Origin of the sequence: Allobosea sp. (assembly GCF_051860145.1) — a bacterium.
Classification (GTDB): Bacteria; Pseudomonadota; Alphaproteobacteria; order Rhizobiales; family Beijerinckiaceae; genus Allobosea.
Window position 1 is genome coordinate 1 of the sequence record NZ_JBHYEM010000013.1, and the last position, 17,852, is coordinate 17,852.

A 17,852-nucleotide genomic window follows, 5' to 3' on the forward strand; every position below is an offset into this window, starting at 1 on the left:
AGACGCGGAAGCCGACCGGGAGCCCGGCCGGCACCACCGCGCGCACCGCTTCAAGGATCTCGAGCGGCAGCCGCATCCGGTTCTCCAGCGAGCCGCCATAGGCGTCCTCGCGACGGTTGGAGAGCGGCGAGAGGAACTGGTGCAGCAGATAGCCATGCGCCGCGTGGAGCTCGATCGCCTCCAGGCCGAGCCGCACCGCGCGTTCGGCCGAGGCGACGAAATCCGCGCGCAGTTTCGCGAGGCCGGCCGCGTCGAGCGCGGTCGGAGCCCGCTTGTGATTGCCGAAGGGCAGGGCGGAGGGGGCGAGCGTCTGCCAGCCGCCCTCGTCGAGCCCGACCTGGCCGCTGCCCTGCCAGGGCGCAGCGACCGAAGCCTTGCGCCCGGCATGGCCGAGCTGGATGCCGATCTTCATGTCGGAATGGGCGCGCACGGCGGCGAGCGTCTTCGCCAGCGCGGCCTCGGTCTCGCCCGACCACAGGCCGAGATCCTGCGGGCTGATACGGCCCTCGGGCGACACCGCCGTCGCCTCGATGAAGAGCAGCGCCGCGCCCGAGAAGGCGAGATGGCCGAGATGGATGGTGTGCCAGTCGGTGGCGCGGCCGTCCTGCGCCGAATACTGGCACATCGGGGCGATGACGATGCGGTTGGCGAGATCGAGCCCGCCGAGCTTGTAGGGGCTGAAGAGCTGGCTGGTCATCGAGGGCTCCGGCAATGGCGTCATGCCGCACGGGCGGCTTCGGCTGCGTTTCTAGACGCCGGCATGCCTGCCTGGCTATGAGGCCTGGCGCAGGCCGGCCCCTCGTCCGGCCGCCTGCATGCCTCGCTCAGCCCGAGATCAGCCAGAGCGCGAAGGGGAAGGTCAGCGCGGCGAGCGCCGTCGAGGCCACGATCGCGGCCGCGATCGGCCGGCTGTCGGTCTCGAAACGCTCGGAAATGACGAAGACATTGGCGGCGATCGGCAGCGCCGCATAGAGCACGCCGGCCGTGACCCAGAACGGGTCGAGCCGCAGCACCAGCGCCAGCACCGCCCAGGTGATCAGCGGGTGCAGCACGAGCTTGCCCAGCACCAGTGGCGCGATCTGCAGCACCGGGAGCCGCTCGCCGCCGCCGCTCCATTGCCGCGCCGCCAGGCCGAGCGCGAAGACCCCGACCGGCGCCGCGGCATTGCCGAGGAAGCTCAGGAAGCGGTCGACCGGCTCCGGGATCGCGACGCCGCTGACCGAGAGCGCGATGCCGGCGGCGATCGACAGCATGAAGGGGTTGAGGATCGTGCCGCGCAGCAGCCGCCCGGCGATGCCGAGGGCCGAGCCCTTGCCGCGCCCGGCCTCGATCAGGCCGATCGCGAGCGGAATGATCAGGGCGGTGTCGCAGATCAGGCCGATGGCGATCGGGGCGGCCGCGCGCTCGCCGAGGAAGGCGAGCATCAGCGGGATGCCGAGAAAGGCGAAATTGCCGCCGACCAGGCTTTGCCCGCGCGAGACGGCGTTCGGGAAAGGCAGGGCGCGCAGGCGCGTGCCGATGAGGATGCCGACGGCCATGATCGCCACGCCGATGGCGGCGAGCGCGAGGAAGAAGGTGGTGTTCCAGAGCTCCGCGATCGGCTGGCGCGACATCACCCTGAGCACCATCGCCGGCGTCGCGATCATGAAGGCGAAGGTGTTGAGCACCCTGACCGCCTCGGGACCGAACAGCGAGCGGCCGGAGACCAGCGCGCCGAGCGCGATCACCGCGAAGAACGGCGTGCTGGTCGCAAGGAACTGAAGCATGGGATGACGCTGACGATTCGAGACGTTGCGTGTCATCCCGGGCGACTGAAAGGAGACCCGGGATCCATGCCAGAACACCACTGACGGGCGCTCCGGCATGGATCCCGGGTCTGCGCTTCGCTTGCCCGGGATGACGCGCGGTTGTCGGCACCCTAGCCTTCCCGGTGTTGCACTGGCCACGCCGCCCGGCGCACAGACCTCCGCCGCGAATGCAGGTCAGTTCGCCTGGAAGGCGCCGATCATGTAGCTTTCGTTGCCGATCTCGGTGACGCGGCCCCTCACCTCGTAGCTGGCGAGGTCGATGATCCAGACCACGCTGGAATTCGACTTGCCCTTCGGCGCGCCGGTGATCGCGGCGTATTTCCCGTCCGGCGTGATCGCGACGCCGCGCGGCCGGGAGGGCTCGCCGCCCGGCGTCTTCAGCTCGATGCGCTTGATCGTCGCCGGCTGGCCGGCGATCGCCTTCTCGACATCGACAATGTCGATATTGTTCGAGCGGAAATGGGTGGAGAGGATGCGCTTGCCGTCCGGCAGGAAGGCGGCGACGAAGGGCCGCGTCGCCACGCTTTTGTCGTCGGTGCCGACGAGCACGCGCGCGACCTCGGCCTTGCTCGGATCGGAGAGCGCCTTTTCGACATCGACGATCGAGATCGTATTGGCCTCCTTGCCGTCGCGGGCATTTTCGCGCGAGGCGTGGGCCACCAGCTTGCCGTCGGGGCTGGTCGAGATGCCGAAGCCGCCGGCCTGGACCGGGATCCGGGCGCGCTCGGCATCGGGCGCACCAGTGACCGCCTTCTTCAGGTCGATCACCGAGATGTCGTCGGTGCCGCCATTGGCGGTGAAGATCGTGCCGCCGCCGAGCGGGCTGATCGTCACGCCATTGGTGTCGGGGAAGCAGCCGAATTTCGGATCGGGCGCGGCATGCGGCACCGGATCGGGCGGGCAGGGGAAGCCGGGCTTGCCATAGGCCTGCTCGACCTTGTGGATCACCTTGCCGGTGGCGAGGTCGACGATGTTGATGTGGCGGCCGCCATCCTCGTCGCCCTTCTGCTCGGCATGGGCGAGCGCCGCATGCTTGCCGTCGGGCGAGATCGCGAAGCCGGTCGCGCCAAACCCTTCGGAATCGATATAGCCGGCGACGGCCGACAGCGTGCCGTCGGCCTTGGGATCGAGCGCCCTGCCCAGGTCGACGATGGTGACCGAGCCGGGATGGCCGTGCTGGAAGGCGGCGGCGTCGGCCGGCTTCGACTTGCCGGAATGGTTGACCACATAGGCGCGCTTATAGTCCGGCGCGATGGTGACGATGATCGGCTGGCCGCTGGAGGCCACGGTCTTGCCGTCGACCTCGATGTCGGGCGTCACCCGCAGCCGGTTGATCACGGCTTTCGGCGTGCCGTCATTGGCGGGATCGATCGCCTTTTCGAGGTCGATCACCAGCACGACATTGTCCCAGCGCCCGCTCGCGAGGAAATAGTCCTTCGCCATCGCCTCTCCGGTTCCTCCGGCGGCAAAGAGCGCCGCGCCAGTCAGAAGCATCGTCCGTCGCATGGTCCGTCCTCCTTCGGCTAGCCCGTGGCCCGGGCCTGTGATTTGGCGTTTCGCGCGTTCTCCCGCTCAGCGCTCGAGCGCCATGTCGAGCACGCGCGCGACATGCAGCGCCTCGCGCCCGGCGCCGTCATGGATCTGGTGGCGGCAGCTCGTGCCGTCGGCGACGACGAGGTCGTCCGGGCCCGCCTTGCGCACCGCCGGCAAGAGCGAGAGCTCGGCCATGGCGAGCGAGACGTCCATGGTCCCGGCGCCATAGCCGAAGGCGCCGGACATGCCGCAGCAGCTCGATTCGATCGGTTTCACGTCGAGCCCCGGCACCGCACGCAAGGTCGCCTCGACCGCGCCCATCGCCGCGAAAGCCTTCTGGTGGCAATGGCCGTGCAGATGCGCGACGCGCCCGGCCTGGTCCTTCAGCGGCAAGGTCGTGGTGCCCGCCTTGATGTCGGCGGCGAGCAGCTCTTCCAGCAGGAAGGCGGCCTTGGCGGCGGGCTCGGCCTCATCTTTCGGCAGGATCGCGCCGAATTCGTCGCGGAAGGTCAGCAGGCAGGAGGGTTCGAGCCCGACGATGCGGGCGCCCCTGGTGATGAAGGGGGAGAGCGTCTCGAGCGTGCGCCGTGCTTCCTTGCGCGCCTCATCGACGAGGCCGGCCGAGAGGAAGGTGCGGCCGCAGCAGAGCGGCCGGCCGCCATCCTGCGGCTCGACCTTGTGGATTCGGTAGCCGCCGGCCTGAAGCACGCGCTCGGCGGCTTCCAGGTTCTCGCGCTCGTAATAGCGGTTGAAGGTGTCGCCGAAGAGCACGATGTCGCGCCCGTCGCCTTGCACATCGGCTGCGGTCGCGGCCTTGCCCGTTTGCGCCCAGGGCCTGCGCCAGACCGGCAGCGAGCGCCGCGCGCTGAAGCCGAGTAGGCGCTCCGACAGTTTCGCCAGGACAGGAATGCGGTCGCGCAGGTTCATCACCGGCGCGAGCCGGGCCGCCCAGGGCGCATAGCGCGGCAGGAAGGCGATCAGCCGATCCTTCAGCGGCAGCCCGTGCTTGGCGTGATAGTGGTGCAGGAACTCGATCTTCATCCGCGCCATGTCGACGCCGGTCGGGCAGTCGCGCTTGCAGCCCTTGCAGGAGACGCAGAGATCGAGCGTCTCCTTCATCTCCGGCGAGGTGAAGGCGTCCGGGCCGAGCTGGCCGGAAATGGCGAGGCGCAGGCTGTTCGCCCGCCCGCGCGTCACATGCTGCTCGTCCCTGGTGGCGCGATAGGACGGGCACATCGTGCCGCCGGACATTTTTCGGCAGGTGCCGTTGTTGTTGCACATCTCGACCGCGCCGCCGAGCCCGCCCCAGTCCGACCAGTCGAGCGCGGTCTCGGCCGGGATCGGCGTCGCATAGCCCGGCGGGAAGCGCATCAGCGAGCGGTCGTCCATCCGCAAGGGGCGCACGATCTTGCCGGGGTTGAGCCGGTTCTCCGGATCGAACCCGTCCTTCACCTCCTCGAAGGCGCGCGTCAGCGGGCCGCCGAACATCGGCTCGACGAATTCCGAGCGCGAGATGCCGTCGCCATGCTCGCCGGAATAGGAGCCCTTGAACTGGCGGACGAGATCGCAGGCGGCTTCCGCGATGCCGCGCATCGCCTTCACCCCGGCCTCGTCCTTCATGTTCAGGATCGGGCGGACATGCAGGCAGCCGACCGAGGCATGCGCATACCATGTGCCGCGCGTGCCATGCTGCGCGAAAAGCTCGGTCACCGCGTCGGTATAATCGGCGAGGCGGTCGAGCGGGACGGCGCAATCCTCGATGAAGGAGACCGGCTTTCCGTCGCCCTTCATCGACATCATGATGTTGAGGCAGGCCTCGCGCACCTCCCAGACCGGCTTCTGGCGGGCCGGCTCGACGACCTCGACGACGGCGTCCGGGAAGCCGTGATCGGCCATGCACTGGTCGAGCCGCTTCAGGTCGCGCTTCAGCGCGTCGAGATCGTCGCCGGCGAACTCGACCAGAAGCAGGCAATTCGGCTGGCCCTTGGTGATGTCGGCGAGCGTTCGCACGAAGAGCGGGATGTCGGCGCCGAGCACCAGCACATTGTTGTCGACGAGCTCGACCGCGACCGGACCCAGCGCCACGATATGCTGCGTCGTCTCCATCGCGGCGCGAAAGCTCGGGAAATGGCAGACGCCCATGACGCGATGCGTCGGCAAGGTCGAAAGCTTGAGCGTCGCCTGCGTGGTGATCGCGAGCGTGCCTTCCGAGCCGACCAGGAGATGCGAGAGATTGGGCTGCGCGGGCAGAAGCTCGTCGAGATTGTAGCCGCCGACCCGGCGCTGCACCTTGGGGAAGATGCGCTCGATCTCGTCGCGATGGCGACCGGCCAGCGCCAGCATGCGCGTCATCAGGTCCCGCGCACGGATCGATTCATTGTCGCCGACCGGCATGTCGCCGAGCGCAAAAGCCTCGCCGTCATGGAACTGGGCGCGGAGCGCCAGCACGTTGTCGACCATCTTGCCGTAGCGCAGCGAGCGCGCGCCCGACGAGTTGTTGCCGGCCATGCCGCCGATGGTGCAGCGGCTCGCGGTCGAGGGCTCTACGGGGAAGAACAGCCCATCCTTCTTCACATGCGCATTGAGCTGCTCCAGCACGATGCCGGGAGCCACCGAGACCGTGCGTGCCGCCGGATCGTAGTCGCGGATCGCGTTGAAATGCCGGCTCATGTCGAGGATCAGCGCGTCGCCGATCGGCTGGCCGTTCTGCGAGGTGCCGCCGCCGCGCGCGATCACCGGTACGCCGTGCTCGGCCGCGATCGTGAGCGCCGCGGCGATGTCGGCCTCGCTCTTCGGGAAGGCGACGCCCTGCGGGATGATCTGGTAGATCGAGGCGTCGGTGGCGTAGCGCCCGCGCGTGAAGGCGTCGAAGCGCACCTCGCCCTTGAGCGCCTGCATCAGGCGCCGTTCGAGACCGAGATTGCGCGAGCCCTGTCTGCTCAGGGGGGCGGCATGGGTCATTGTTTTACGAGCCAGTCCAAACTTGAGCCGTCATCCCGGCCGTAGCGAAGCGGAGCGCCGGGATCCATCGTAAGGCGTTGCGCTCTACGATGGATCCCGGAGCTGCGCGGCTTCGCCGCTTGTCCGGGATGACGGCGTGGTGGTTGGGTTGGCATCTTACTCCGCGGGCCTCGCCTCGGCCCGCCCGCGACCCCGCGCGAACCCGATCAGGTCCGAGACCGGCCCCCAGAACAGCAGGATCATCGCGAGCGCGACCAGCGTCGTGACGAGGCCGTTGGCGAAGAAGACGTTGAGGCTGCCGCCCGAGCCGAGCAGCGCCTGGCGGAAGGCATCCTCCGCCCGGTCGCCCAGCACCAGCGCCAGCACCAGCGGCGCCAGCGGATAGTCGAGCTTCTTGAAGACATAGCCGATGACGCCGAAGATCAGCATCAGCCAGATGTCGAAGATCGAGTTCGAGATCGTGTAGGCGCCGATCGCGCAGACGATCAGGATGACCGGCGCGACATAGGAGAAGGGGATGCGCATGATCGCCGCGAAGAGCGGCACCGTCGCGAGCACGATGATCAAGCCGGCGAGATTGCCGAGATACATCGAGGCGATCAGCCCCCAGACGAAATCCTTCTGCTCGACGAAGAGCATCGGTCCGGGCTGCAGCCCCCAGACCAGCAGGCCGCCGAGCAGGACCGCGGCTGTGGCCGAGCCCGGGATGCCGAGCGAGAGCATCGGCAGGAGCGCGCTGGTGCCGGCCGCATGCGCCGCGGTCTCGGGCGCCAGCACGCCCTCGATCTCGCCCTTGCCGAAATTGGCGCCGCGCTTCGAGAAGCGCTTGGCGAGGCCATAGCCCATGAAGGACGCGGCGATCGCGCCGCCCGGCGTCACGCCGAGCCACATCCCGACCACGGCCGAGCGGGCGAGCGTCAGCCAGTAGCGCGGCAGCCCGGCCCAGGTCCGCAGCACGACCATCAGGTCGATCCGCGCCTGCTTGCCCTTGAAGACCAGCCCTTCCTCGACGGTGAGCAGGATCTCGCTGACGCCGAACAGGCCGATGACCACGATCAGGAAGTCGAAGCCGCGCATCAGCTCTGTCGAGCCGAAGGTCATGCGCAGGTCGCCCGAGATCGAATCGAGCCCGACCGCGGCGAGCAGGAAGCCGATGCAGAGCGATGCCAGGATTTTTGTGCGGTTCTCGCGGCCCATGCCGATGAAGGAGCAGAAGGTCAGCAGGAAGACCGCGAAGAACTCCGCCGGCCCGAATTTGAGCGCGAACTCGGCGACGAGCGGCGCCACGAAGGTGATCAGCACGACGCCCGACAGCGCCCCGATGAAGGAGCCGGTGAAGGCCGCGGTCAGCGCTTCGGCCGCCTTGCCCTGCACCGCCATCGGATAGCCGTCGAAGGTCGTCGCCACCGACCAGGCCTCGCCCGGAATGTTGAACAGGATCGAGGTGATGGCGCCGCCGAACAGCGCGCCCCAGTAGATCGAGGAGAGCAGGATGATCGCCGAGGTCGGGTCCATGCCGAAGGTCAGCGGCAGCAGGATCGCGACGCCGTTGGGACCACCCAGGCCCGGCAGGACGCCGACGATGATGCCGAGCACCACGCCGATCACCATGAAACCGATATTGTGCCAGGACAGCGCGACCTGGAAGCCGGCGAGCAGCGAGGAGAAATCGTCCATCCGCCAAACCTCAGTAGCCGAGCGCGGCTTCGAGCGGGCCCTTTGGCAGGGGCACGCGGAACTGCATCTCGAAGATCCAGAAACAGACGATCGGCACCAGGACCGCCGTGAGCAGGATGCACCACCAGCGCGAGGTGGCGACCACCGCCATGAAGACGAGAATGAAGATCGCCGAGGCGACATAGAGCCCGAGCGGCTGGATCAGCGCCACGAACAGCACCAGCGGCCCGAGCACGCGCATGACCTGGCCGAGCTGCTCCCAGGTGACGAAGACGCTGTTCTCGGAGCGGAAGGACTGGAACAGGATGAAGGCCGAGGCGGCGAGGAAGAGCCAGCCGACGCGGGCCGGGAAGAAGCCGTTCTGCGGGCCGTTGTCCCAGCCGGCGCCGCGGCCATAGGAATCATAGAGCACGACGAAGGCGAGCCCGATCAGGACGAGCGCGGTCGCCAGCTCGACGGGGCGGCGGGAGAGGCCGCGCGGCGTTTCTGCTTCGGTCGGGTTCGACATTATCGGTCTCCCTCGGCGTCATCCCGGACAAGCCGCGAAGCGGCGCAGCTCCGGGATCCATCGCAAGGCTCCGGAGCTCTATGATGGATCCCGGCGCTCCGCTGCGCTCCGGCCGGGATGACGGCGTGGCCGGGCACAGCGAAGCGGCGCACGTTCAGCTCTTCACTTCGCCATGAAGCCGGCGTCGCCCATCAGCTTGGCGTGCTTCTGCTCGTCCTCGGTGAGGAACTTCACGAAGGCGTCGCCGTCGCGGTAGTCGGGCACCAGCGCGCTGCGCGCGAGATAGTCCTTCCACTCCGGCGTCTCGGAGACCTTCTTGAACATGGCGACGTAGAAGGCCTGCTGATCCTTGGTGACCTTGCCGGGCATGAACATGCCGCGCAGCATCTGGTAGCTGACATCGAGCCCCTGCGAGGCGCAGGTCGGGATGTCAGCCCAGGATTTCCCGTCCGCGACCTTCTCCGTGTAGCTCATCTTCTGCTCGGAGAAGACGCAGAGCGGCCGGGTCGCGCCGCCGCGCCAGTTGGCGACATCCTCGGCCGGGTTGTTGGTGCTGGCGTCGATATGGTTGCCCGAGAGCTGGGTCGAGGTCTGGCCGCCGCTGGTGTGCGGGATGAAGGCGAACTTGGTGCCGCCGGCCTTCTCCATCGCGAAGACGATCAGGTTGTCCTCGCGCTTCGAGGAGGTGCCGCCGACCTTGAGCGGCGGGTTCGCCGCCTTGGCCGCTGTCATGAAGTCGCCGGCATTCTGGTACGGCGCCTTGGCGTTGACCCAGAGCACGAAGGAATCCTGCGCCATCATCGCGACGGGCGTGTAGTCCTTCCAGTTCAGCGGCAGCTTCGTCGCCATCGGCGTCATGAAGACGCCGCTCGAGGTGGTGATCAGCTTATGCGCGTCGCCGGAGGATTTCTGGATGTCGAGCATGCCCTCGGCACCGCCGGCCGCCGCCTTGTTGACGACGATGATCGGCTGCGAGGTCAGGTTGTACTTCTGGATGATGCCCTGCATCGTCCGCGCCATCTGGTCCGAGGCGCCGCCTGCGGAGAAGGGCACGACGATCTCGATCGCCTTGGTCGGCTCCCAGGCCAGGGCCGGCGACGCGCCGGTGACGAGAGCCGCGCATGCGGCGAGCCAATGCTGCTTCATGATGGTCGAGCCTCCCTGTATCGCGCTCTGTCGGCGCCGTCAGGGCAAGCCTAAAACCAAAAAATTTTGCATTCAATCCGAAAAATGAAACTACATGGATTGAAGGCGGAATTGCTGCGATGCAGCGCAGCTCTTCCCTTCTCCCCTTGCGGGAGAAGGTGGATCGGCGAAGCCGAGACGGATGAGGGGTCGCGCGCGGTCTCCATTGTCAGACTATGCACGAAGGCCAGCGGATAAGGTGGCGCGACCCCTCATCCGGCGCTGCGCGCCACCTTCTCCCGCAAGGGGAGAAGGGAAGGAGGGGGCTTCAGGCCGAGCTTTCCTCGTCCGCGGCCTGCGCGCCGAGATGCTGCGCGGCTTTGCGCTTGTTGCGCAGGTGCTGGAACATGATGTCGCTGAGCTCGTTGCCGGCGCGGCGCCGCAATGCGTCGAGGATCGCCTCGTGCTCGCGCATCGCCTCGCCCCAGCGGTCGCGCTCCTTGTCGAGATTGGCCGAGTAGCGCACGCGGCGGATCCGGCCGGCGAAGCTGGCATAGGCCGTGCTGAGCGTCGCGTTGCCGGCGGCCGCGACGATCATGCGGTGGATCTCCTGGTTGCACTGGAAATAGCCATGCATGTCGCGGCGCAGGTAGTGACGATACATCTCGTGATGGACCCGCTCGATCTCGGCGAATTCGGCATCCGTGATGCGCTCGCAGGCGAGGCGGCCGGCCAGGGCCTCGAGCCCGCCCATGACGTCGAACAGCTCGCGCAGGTCCTCGGTACTGAGCTCGCGCACCCGCGCCCCGCGATTGGGCAGGAGGTCGATCAGCCCCTCGGCCGCCAGCACCTTGAGCGCCTCGCGCAGCGGGGTGCGCGAAATCCCGAAACGCTCGCAGAGCAGCCGCTCGGGCACGCGCGCGCCATCGGCCAGATTGCCCTCGACGATATAGTCGCGCAGCGCCGCGAGCAGCTCGTCATGCAGCGAGGCGGGCTCGCTTCGGCGTGCCGCCGCCGCTCCCGAATTCTCGCTATCCGGCCTGTCCAGAACCGTACTTGTCATGGTTTTTGGCTACTTGAATGGCGTGCGCCTGTCGAGAATGGAATAGGAATTATTGCACGCGGCTATGATGTTGCCAAAGACAAAAATGAATGCAAAATGCCGACAGCATTCGAGCGACGTGACGCAAGCCTGTCGCCGCCAGCAGGAGAAACCGCGATGGCATCGCAACAGGGCCGCCATTTCTTGCAGATTCCGGGGCCGAGCCCGGTGCCGGACCGCATCCTGCGCGCCATGGACATGCCGGTCATCGACCATCGCAGCGCCGAGTTCGCGAAGCTCGGGCGCGAAGTGCTCGACGGTGCCAAGGCGGTGTTCAAGACCGCCCAGCCGGTGGTGATCTATCCCTCTTCCGGCACCGGCGCCTGGGAGGCGGCGATCGTCAACACGCTCTCGCCCGGCGACACCGTGCTGATGGCCGAGACCGGGCATTTCGCCACGCTCTGGCGCCAGATCGCCGCCCGCTTCGGCATCGAGGTCGAGTTCATTCCGGGCGACTGGCGTCGCGGCGCCGACCCGGCCGCGATCGAGGCCAGGCTCGCGGAAGATCGCGGCCACAAGATCAAGGCCGTGATGGTCGTCCATAACGAGACCTCGACCGGCTCGACCAGCCGGATTGCCGAGATCCGCAAGGCGATCGACAAGGCCGGCCATCCGGCGCTGTTCATGGTCGACACCATCTCGTCGCTCGCCTCGGTCGATTACCGGCATGACGAGTGGCAGGTCGACGTCACCGTCTCGGGCTCGCAGAAGGGGCTGATGCTGCCGCCCGGCCTGAGCTTCAACGCCATCTCCGAGAAGGCGATGGCCGCCTCGAAGGCCAACAGGATGCCGCGTTCCTACTGGGACTGGCAGGAGATGGTGAAGATCAATGCCGGCGGCTTCTTCCCCTACACGCCGGCGACGAACCTGCTCTATGGCCTGAAAGAGGCGGTGGCGATGCTGCAGGAGGAGGGGCTGGATAATGTCTTCGCCCGTCACCAGCGCCTTGCCGCGGCGACCCGCACAGCCGTCAAGGCGTGGGGGCTCGAGGTGCTCTGCGAGAATCCGGCCGAATATTCGCCGGTGCTGACGGCGGTGCTGATGCCGCCGAGCCACGACGCCGACCATTATCGCAAGGTGACGCTGGAGAAGTTCAACATCTCGCTCGGCTCCGGCCTCGGCAAGGTGGCGGGCAAGGTCTTCCGCATCGGCCATCTCGGCGAGTGCAACGAACTGACCCTGATCGGCGCGCTCTCGGGCGTCGAGATGGGGCTGGCGGCGGCGGGCGTCCCGCATCGCAGCGGCGGCGTCCAGGCGGCGATGGCGGCTCTCGAAGAGCGCGCCGAGGCCAATACGCCGAAGGCGGCGGTGGCGTAGAACCCGCTCGCGTCATTGCGAGGAGCGTAGCGACGAAGCAATCTATGGGGAGTGCGTGAGGCCCCTGGATTGCTTCGCTGCGCTCGCAATGACGCAAAGGACGCTCTTGGCGTCGCATGCTAGAACCGGCGCGCCTCTACTGCTCCGGAGCCCGCCGATGCCCGCCCCTTCCGTCCTGCTCACCGTCGAAGCCGGCGTCGCGCTGCTCACCCTCAATCGTCCCGAGGTGCTGAATGCCTTCGACGCGGCGATGGCCGAGAGCTTTCTGGCCCGGATCGAGGAGATCGCGGCGCGCGACGATGTCCGCGCCATCCTGATCAGGGGCGAGGGCAGGGGCTTTTGCGCCGGCGGCGATGTCTCGCAATTCACCCGCGGCGGCGATCCCGGAGCCGCGATCGAGGCGATCATCCAGCCGCTTCATGCCGGGCTGCGCCGGCTCGACGCATTGAAGCAGCCGAGCGTCGCCTGCCTACATGGCGCGGTGGCCGGAGCGGGCTTCAGCCTGGCGCTCGCCTGCGACCTCGCCGTCGCCGCCGAGAACGCCAAGTTCACCCTGGCCTATGCCCGCATCGGCGCGACGCCGGACGGCTCGGGCACCTGGCATCTGCCGCGCCTCGTCGGCCTGCGGAAGGCCAAGGAACTGGCGCTCCTCGCCGAGACGATCGATGCCGCCGAGGCGCTGCGGCTCGGCCTCGTCAACCGCGTCGTTCCGGCTGATGCGGTCGCGGATGAGGCGCAGCAACTGGCGCGCCGCCTCGCCGCAGGGCCGACCCAGGCCTATGGCCGCATCAAGGCCCTGCTCGGCGCCTCCGGCGGCAACACGCTGGCCGAGCAGCTCGAGGCCGAGCGCGACGCTTTCCACGGCTCGACCCGGACGGAGGATTTCAGGGAGGGCGTCTCGGCCTTTCTCAAGAAGCGTCCGGCGACGTTCACCGGACGCTAGAGGTCAATTCGATGCAGGATTCCCACCGCGTTCTCTTCACCAGCCCGGCCGAGTTCGTCGACAGCGATCACCCGACGGTGATCACCGAGGCGCGCCTGCTGACCTCCGGCGTCGGCGATCCGGCCGAAAGGGCTTCCATTCTCTACGAGGCGGTGCGCGACGGCATCCGCTACGATCCCTATCGCGATTACCTGAAGCCCGAGACCTATCGCGCCAGCGCCGTGCTCGCGGAGGGCACCGGCTATTGTGTCGGCAAGGCTGCGCTCTATGCGGCCTATTGCCGGGCGGTGGGCATTCCGGCGCGGGTCGGCCTCGCCGACGTGAAGAACCACCTCGCCACACCGCGCCTGCTGGAGACGGTCGGCACCAATGTCTTCGCCTATCACGGCTATACGGAGCTGTTTCTGGACGGGCGCTGGCTGAAGGCCTCGCCGACCTTCAACACCAGCCTTTGCGACAGGCTCGGCGTCGCGGCGCTGCCCTTCGACGGCCGGGGCGACGCATTGCTGCAGGCCTTCGACGGCCAGGGCCGCGCCTTCATGGACTATGTCGCCGACCACGGCGCCTTCTTCGACGTGCCGGCGAAATTCCTGGTCCGCGAGATGTCGCGGCTCTACCCGAAACTCTGCATCCCCGGCGGCCTGCGCGGCAGCATGGAGAAAGAGGCGGGATAGAGCGTGTTCTGCTCCGACGAAACCGAAACCCGTCATCCCGGAACTGCGCTTCGCTGCGTCCGGGATGACCCGCATCGTGATCTGAAGACAGGACGACGGCTCAGGCGGTGTCGCGCCGGTGCGGCCTATGCACGCCCTGTTCGTCCATGGTGCTGCGGTTGCTCGCCTGGCGCTTCTTGATCTCGGCGCGCGCGACGGTGCGCAGATGCACCTCGTCGGGCCCGTCGATGAAACGCAGCGCCCGGCCCCAGCTATAGATGAAGGCGAGAGGGGTGTCGTTCGAGAGGCCCGCCGCGCCAAAGACCTGCATCGCCCGGTCGGCGATCCTGGTCTGCAGCCGGGTCGCGACGACCTTGATCGCCGAGACCTCGGTGCGCGCCGCCTTGTTGCCGTGCTTGTCCATCATCCAGGCGGCGCGCAGGCAAAGCAGCCGCGCCTGGTCGATCTCCATCCGGCCTTCGGCGATCCAGTCCTGGACATTGGCATAGTCGGCGAGGTTGCGGCCGAAGGCTTTTCGCTGCAGGGCGCGCTCGACCATCAGCTCCAGCGCGACCTCGCATTGGCCGATCGTGCGCATGCAATGGTGGATGCGGCCGGGCCCGAGCCGCGCTTGCGCCAGCGCGAAGCCAGCCCCTTCCTCGCCGAGGATATTGGCGGCCGGCACCCGGACATTGTCGAAATCGGTCTCGGTATGGCCTTCGGGCGAGAGATGGTTGAGCAGCGGCAGGTTGCGCATCACGGTGAGGCCGGGTGTGTCCATCGGCACGATCACCATCGAGTGGCGCTTGTGCGGATCGGCATCGGGCGCCAAGTCCGACAGCCCCATCACGATGCAGAACTTCACGTTCGGGTGCAGCGCGCCGGTCGTCCACCATTTGCGGCCATTGATGACGTAGTCGCCGCCGTCGCGCGTGATCGTGGTCTGCAGATTGGTCGGGTCGGAGGAGGCGACGCCCGGCTCGGTGATGCCGACGCAGGAGCGGATCTCGCCTTTCATCAGCGGCACCAGCCAGCGCTCGCGCTGCTCCGGCGTCGCGAACATGTGCAGGATTTCCATGTTGCCGGTGTCGGGGGCGTTGCAGTTGAACAGCTCGGACGACCAGTAGAGCCGGCCCATGATCTCGGCGAGCGGCGCGTAGTCGAGATTGCTCAGCCGCGTGCCCGGCTCGTCCGGCTTCAGCGCCGGCAGGAACAGGTTCCACAGGCCCTGCGCCTTGGCCCGCGCTTTGAGCCCGTCGATCAGCGCCATCGGATAGCGCCCCGCCTCGACCTCGTGCTTCCACTGCGCGTCCGCCGGCTGGACATGCGCATCCATGAAGTCCTGCAGCCGGACGCGCAGTTCCTCGACCTTGTCGGAATAGGCGAAATCCATGGCGATCCCCGCTCAGCTCTTCTCGATGATGATCGCGGCCTGCCGCGCAAAGCTCTCGGCCATCTCGCCGACGGCGATGGCGTTGTCTGCGGCCGCGTTGCCGGCCTTCGCACGCGCCGCGATCCCGTCGAGGATGACGGCGAAGCGGAACAGCGAGAAGGCGAGGTGGAAGCTCCCCGGCCCGGTCTCGCGCCCGGCCACCTTGCAATACCGGGCCAGATATTCACCCTGGGACGGAATGCCGAGCGCCACCCGGTCGAGCCCCATGATGCCCTGGTACATCGCGGGGCCGGAATGCCAGGGCAGGCAGGAGAAGGCGACGTCCGAGAGCGGGTGGCCGAGCGTGGACAGCTCCCAGTCGAGAACCGCGATCACCCGCGGCGCGTCGGGGGCGAACATCAGGTTGCCCATCCGGAAATCGCCATGGACGATGGTGGTCTCGCTGCTCTCGTCGAGATGCGCGGTGAGCCAGTCGATCAGCCGATCGATTTCGGGGATGTCGCGCGTTTTGGTCTCGCGCCATTGCCGGCCCCAGCGCGCGAGCTGGCGGGCATAATAGTTTCCCGGCTTGCCGAAATCGGCGAGGCCCGCGCCCTGCCAGTCGAAGCGGTGCAGCGCGGCCAGCGTCTCGGCCATGGCGAAATACATCTGCCGCCGCTCGCCCGGCGTCACCCCCGGCAGGGCCGCATCGTGGAAGACGCGTCCGTCGAGCCGCTCCATCAGGTAGAAGGGCGTGCCGACGACGTCGTCCTGCCCATGGAACAGCAGGACCGGGGGCACCGGCACGGCCGAGCCGGCGAGCGCCTTCAGGATGCGGTATTCGCGGTCGACCGCATGCGCCGAAGGCAGCAGCGGCCCCGGCGGCTTCTTGCGCAGCACGAGCCGCGTGCCGGCCTCGGGATAGGAGAGGAAGAAGGTCGGGTTCGACTGTCCGCCGCTGATCCGCTCCAGCGTCATCGCGCCAGCGACCCGGTCGGGCAGGGCGGAGCGCAGGAAGGCATCGAGCCGGGCGGAATCGAATTCGGGGGAGGCGGGGCCGGCGGTCATGCCGGCATCATCGTGAGGCCGGGAGCAGAGGTCAACGAGCGGTCTCGCGGCCTGGTTTTCACGGCCGTTTTCACGTCCTGGCGGCCGCCATCTCCGCAGCCATCTTCTCGGCGATCATCACCGTGGTCAGATGCGTGTTGGCGCGCACGACTTCCGGCATGATCGAGGCGTCGATCACGCGCAGGCCCGTGCAGCCGATCACCCGGCACTGAGGGTCGACGACGCTGCGCGGGTCGTCCGCTGCGCCCATCCGGCAGGTGCCGCTGGCGTGCTGGGCGTCGGAGCACTCGTCGAAGAGCCAGTCGTCGAGCTCGGCGGCATCGAAAGGCTGTTCGATCGAGCGGCCAGTCAGCCCGTATTCGACTCGCGAGGCGACCGCCTTCACAGCTTCGGTTGCCGCCAGCGCCTCGAGCCGGCGCACGCCATCGCGCATGCGCACGAGGTCGCGCGCGTCGGAGAGCATGCGCTCATGCACCTGCGGATCGACACCCGGATCGACCGTCGAGATGCGCACGCTGCCTTGGCTGAAGGCCTGATAGATCGAGACGGCGAGGCGCCCCAGCGTGAAATCGCCGCCGCCGAAAGAGGCGAGATTGCCCGCGATCACGATCATGTCGTTCTCGCCGGCGCCGCCGAGCCCCGAGGCGTAGCGCAGGCAGCAATTGGTGTGGCGGTGCATCGGCGTGTCGACCATCGCGGTTTCGCGGAGGCGCAGGAACAGCGGGATGATCGGATGGTCGAGCAGATTCTCGCCGACCGGCAGCTCGGACACGACGGGGATGCCGAGCGAGGCGAGCAGCGACGCCGGCCCGATGCCGGAGCGCTGCAGGATGGCGGGCGAATGGATCGCGCCGGCGCACAGGACGACCCCCCGGGAGGCGCGCGGCGAAAAGCTCTCGCCTCCGGCGCGCACATCGACCCCAGCGGCGTGGGGCCGGTTGCCTTCGAAGCGCAGGCGCGAGACCAGCGCGTTGCCGATGATCGTCAGGTTGGCGCGTCCTCGCGCCGGCTCCAGATAGCCGTCATTGGTCGAGACGCGGACGCCGGCGCGGCTGTTGATGGCGTAGGGCGAGGCGCCTGTGCCCTCGGGCGCATTGTGGTCCTCGCACCAGCCATAGCCCAGCGCCTCGGCGGCCTCCTTCAAGGCGCGGTCGACACGGCCCCAATCGGCCAGCGGCGCGCGATAGACGGGGATAGGCCCGCTGTCGCCGTGCCAGGACGCCTCGCCGAAATTCACGTCGGTCTCGAGCCTGTTGAAGAAGGGCAGGACATCGTCCCAGCCCCAACCGGTGCAGCCCATCGCTGCCCAGCGCTCGAAATCGCCCGGGACGCCGCGAATGGCGATCTGGCCGTTGATGGTCGAGGAGCCTCCGACCGCCCGGCCGCGCCAGAGCAGCTTCGGTTCCTGCCGCTCGGTGCGGCGCGCCATCAACTGCGGCCAGCGGTAGTCATCGTCAGCGATCGCCCGCATCGGGTTGGGGATGCGGATATGCTCGGGCGTCTCGTCCGAACGGAAATCGCGGCCGGCTTCCAGCAGCAGGACACGATGGCCCGGATCCTCGCTCAGCCGTGCCGCGAGCACCGCGCCGGCTGAACCTGCACCGACGATGATGGTGTGGTACTCGGTCTCGATCATCGGATCTCGTTGCATCTGCATGGGGTTCGCCGGGCGAGCGCGGCTCGTCTGCCGATCAGCTCCGGCATCGCGCCTGCGGCCCCGCCGGGCAGGGCGGAACACGCAAAGGCGTCGAGGCGGCTGGGAGCAAGGTCGGGGGAGGCGGAGAC

Annotated in this window: 14 protein-coding genes; 3 read left to right on the forward strand and 11 right to left on the reverse strand. The window is 68.0% G+C overall.

The features are described 5' to 3' along the window. From ACTIF2_RS19215 to ACTIF2_RS19250, 8 genes are all read right to left on the reverse strand, one after another. On the reverse strand, positions 1 to 697 hold a 697-nt coding region (locus ACTIF2_RS19215; protein ID WP_465248473.1), incomplete at its 3' end, for an oxidoreductase. A 127-nt stretch (positions 698 to 824) separates the two neighbouring features. Beyond that, entirely contained in the window at positions 825 to 1,766 is a 942-nt protein-coding gene (locus ACTIF2_RS19220) for an AEC family transporter (RefSeq protein ID WP_439498718.1), read from the reverse strand. Positions 1,767 to 1,982: 216 nt separating this feature from the next. Next, complete coding sequence (locus ACTIF2_RS19225) at positions 1,983 to 3,314, reverse strand: beta-propeller fold lactonase family protein (protein WP_439498719.1); 1,332 nt, start codon at positions 3,312 to 3,314, stop codon at positions 1,983 to 1,985. 66 nt (positions 3,315 to 3,380) lie between these two features. Further along, entirely contained in the window at positions 3,381 to 6,302 is a 2,922-nt protein-coding gene (locus ACTIF2_RS19230; protein ID WP_439498720.1) for an FAD-binding and (Fe-S)-binding domain-containing protein, read from the reverse strand. Between the two features lie 156 nt (positions 6,303 to 6,458). Beyond that, on the reverse strand, positions 6,459 to 7,979 hold the full coding sequence (locus tag ACTIF2_RS19235; protein ID WP_439498721.1) for a tripartite tricarboxylate transporter permease: 1,521 nt from the start codon (positions 7,977 to 7,979) through the stop codon (positions 6,459 to 6,461). A 10-nt stretch (positions 7,980 to 7,989) separates the two neighbouring features. Next, entirely contained in the window at positions 7,990 to 8,487 is a 498-nt protein-coding gene (locus ACTIF2_RS19240; RefSeq protein WP_439498722.1) for a tripartite tricarboxylate transporter TctB family protein, read from the reverse strand. Positions 8,488 to 8,649: 162 nt separating this feature from the next. Then, a complete protein-coding gene (locus ACTIF2_RS19245; RefSeq protein WP_439498723.1) occupies positions 8,650 to 9,633 on the reverse strand; it encodes a Bug family tripartite tricarboxylate transporter substrate binding protein in 984 nt (327 codons plus the stop codon). Positions 9,634 to 9,940: 307 nt separating this feature from the next. Then, positions 9,941 to 10,675, reverse strand: coding sequence for a GntR family transcriptional regulator (locus ACTIF2_RS19250; protein WP_439498724.1), 735 nt, complete (start codon positions 10,673 to 10,675; stop codon positions 9,941 to 9,943). A gap of 156 nt (positions 10,676 to 10,831) precedes the next feature. Between ACTIF2_RS19250 and ACTIF2_RS19255 the strand changes: the two genes are divergently transcribed. The 3 genes from ACTIF2_RS19255 (at position 10,832) to ACTIF2_RS19265 (ending at position 13,648) form a co-directional block, all read left to right on the forward strand. Then, a complete protein-coding gene (locus tag ACTIF2_RS19255) occupies positions 10,832 to 12,031 on the forward strand; it encodes a pyridoxal-phosphate-dependent aminotransferase family protein (RefSeq protein ID WP_439498725.1) in 1,200 nt (399 codons plus the stop codon). Positions 12,032 to 12,188: 157 nt separating this feature from the next. Further along, positions 12,189 to 12,974 carry an enoyl-CoA hydratase/isomerase family protein gene (locus tag ACTIF2_RS19260; RefSeq protein ID WP_439498726.1) on the forward strand — a complete coding sequence of 262 codons (786 nt, stop codon included), beginning with the start codon at positions 12,189 to 12,191 and terminating at the stop codon, positions 12,972 to 12,974. A gap of 11 nt (positions 12,975 to 12,985) precedes the next feature. Further along, a complete protein-coding gene (locus ACTIF2_RS19265) occupies positions 12,986 to 13,648 on the forward strand; it encodes a transglutaminase-like domain-containing protein (RefSeq protein WP_439498727.1) in 663 nt (220 codons plus the stop codon). A 100-nt stretch (positions 13,649 to 13,748) separates the two neighbouring features. Here the strand turns inward: ACTIF2_RS19265 and ACTIF2_RS19270 are convergent, their stop codons facing one another. From ACTIF2_RS19270 to ACTIF2_RS19280, 3 genes are all read right to left on the reverse strand, one after another. Then, the gene (locus ACTIF2_RS19270; RefSeq protein ID WP_439498728.1) at positions 13,749 to 15,020 is read right to left on the reverse strand and encodes an acyl-CoA dehydrogenase family protein; all 1,272 of its coding nucleotides are present in this window, start codon (positions 15,018 to 15,020) and stop codon (positions 13,749 to 13,751) included. A gap of 12 nt (positions 15,021 to 15,032) precedes the next feature. Then, entirely contained in the window at positions 15,033 to 16,067 is a 1,035-nt protein-coding gene (locus ACTIF2_RS19275) for a phosphotransferase family protein (RefSeq protein WP_439498729.1), read from the reverse strand. Positions 16,068 to 16,137: 70 nt separating this feature from the next. Beyond that, positions 16,138 to 17,703, reverse strand: a complete 1,566-nt coding sequence (locus tag ACTIF2_RS19280) for a GMC family oxidoreductase (protein ID WP_439498849.1) — start codon at positions 17,701 to 17,703, stop codon at positions 16,138 to 16,140. Positions 17,704 to 17,852: the final 149 nt, after the last annotated feature.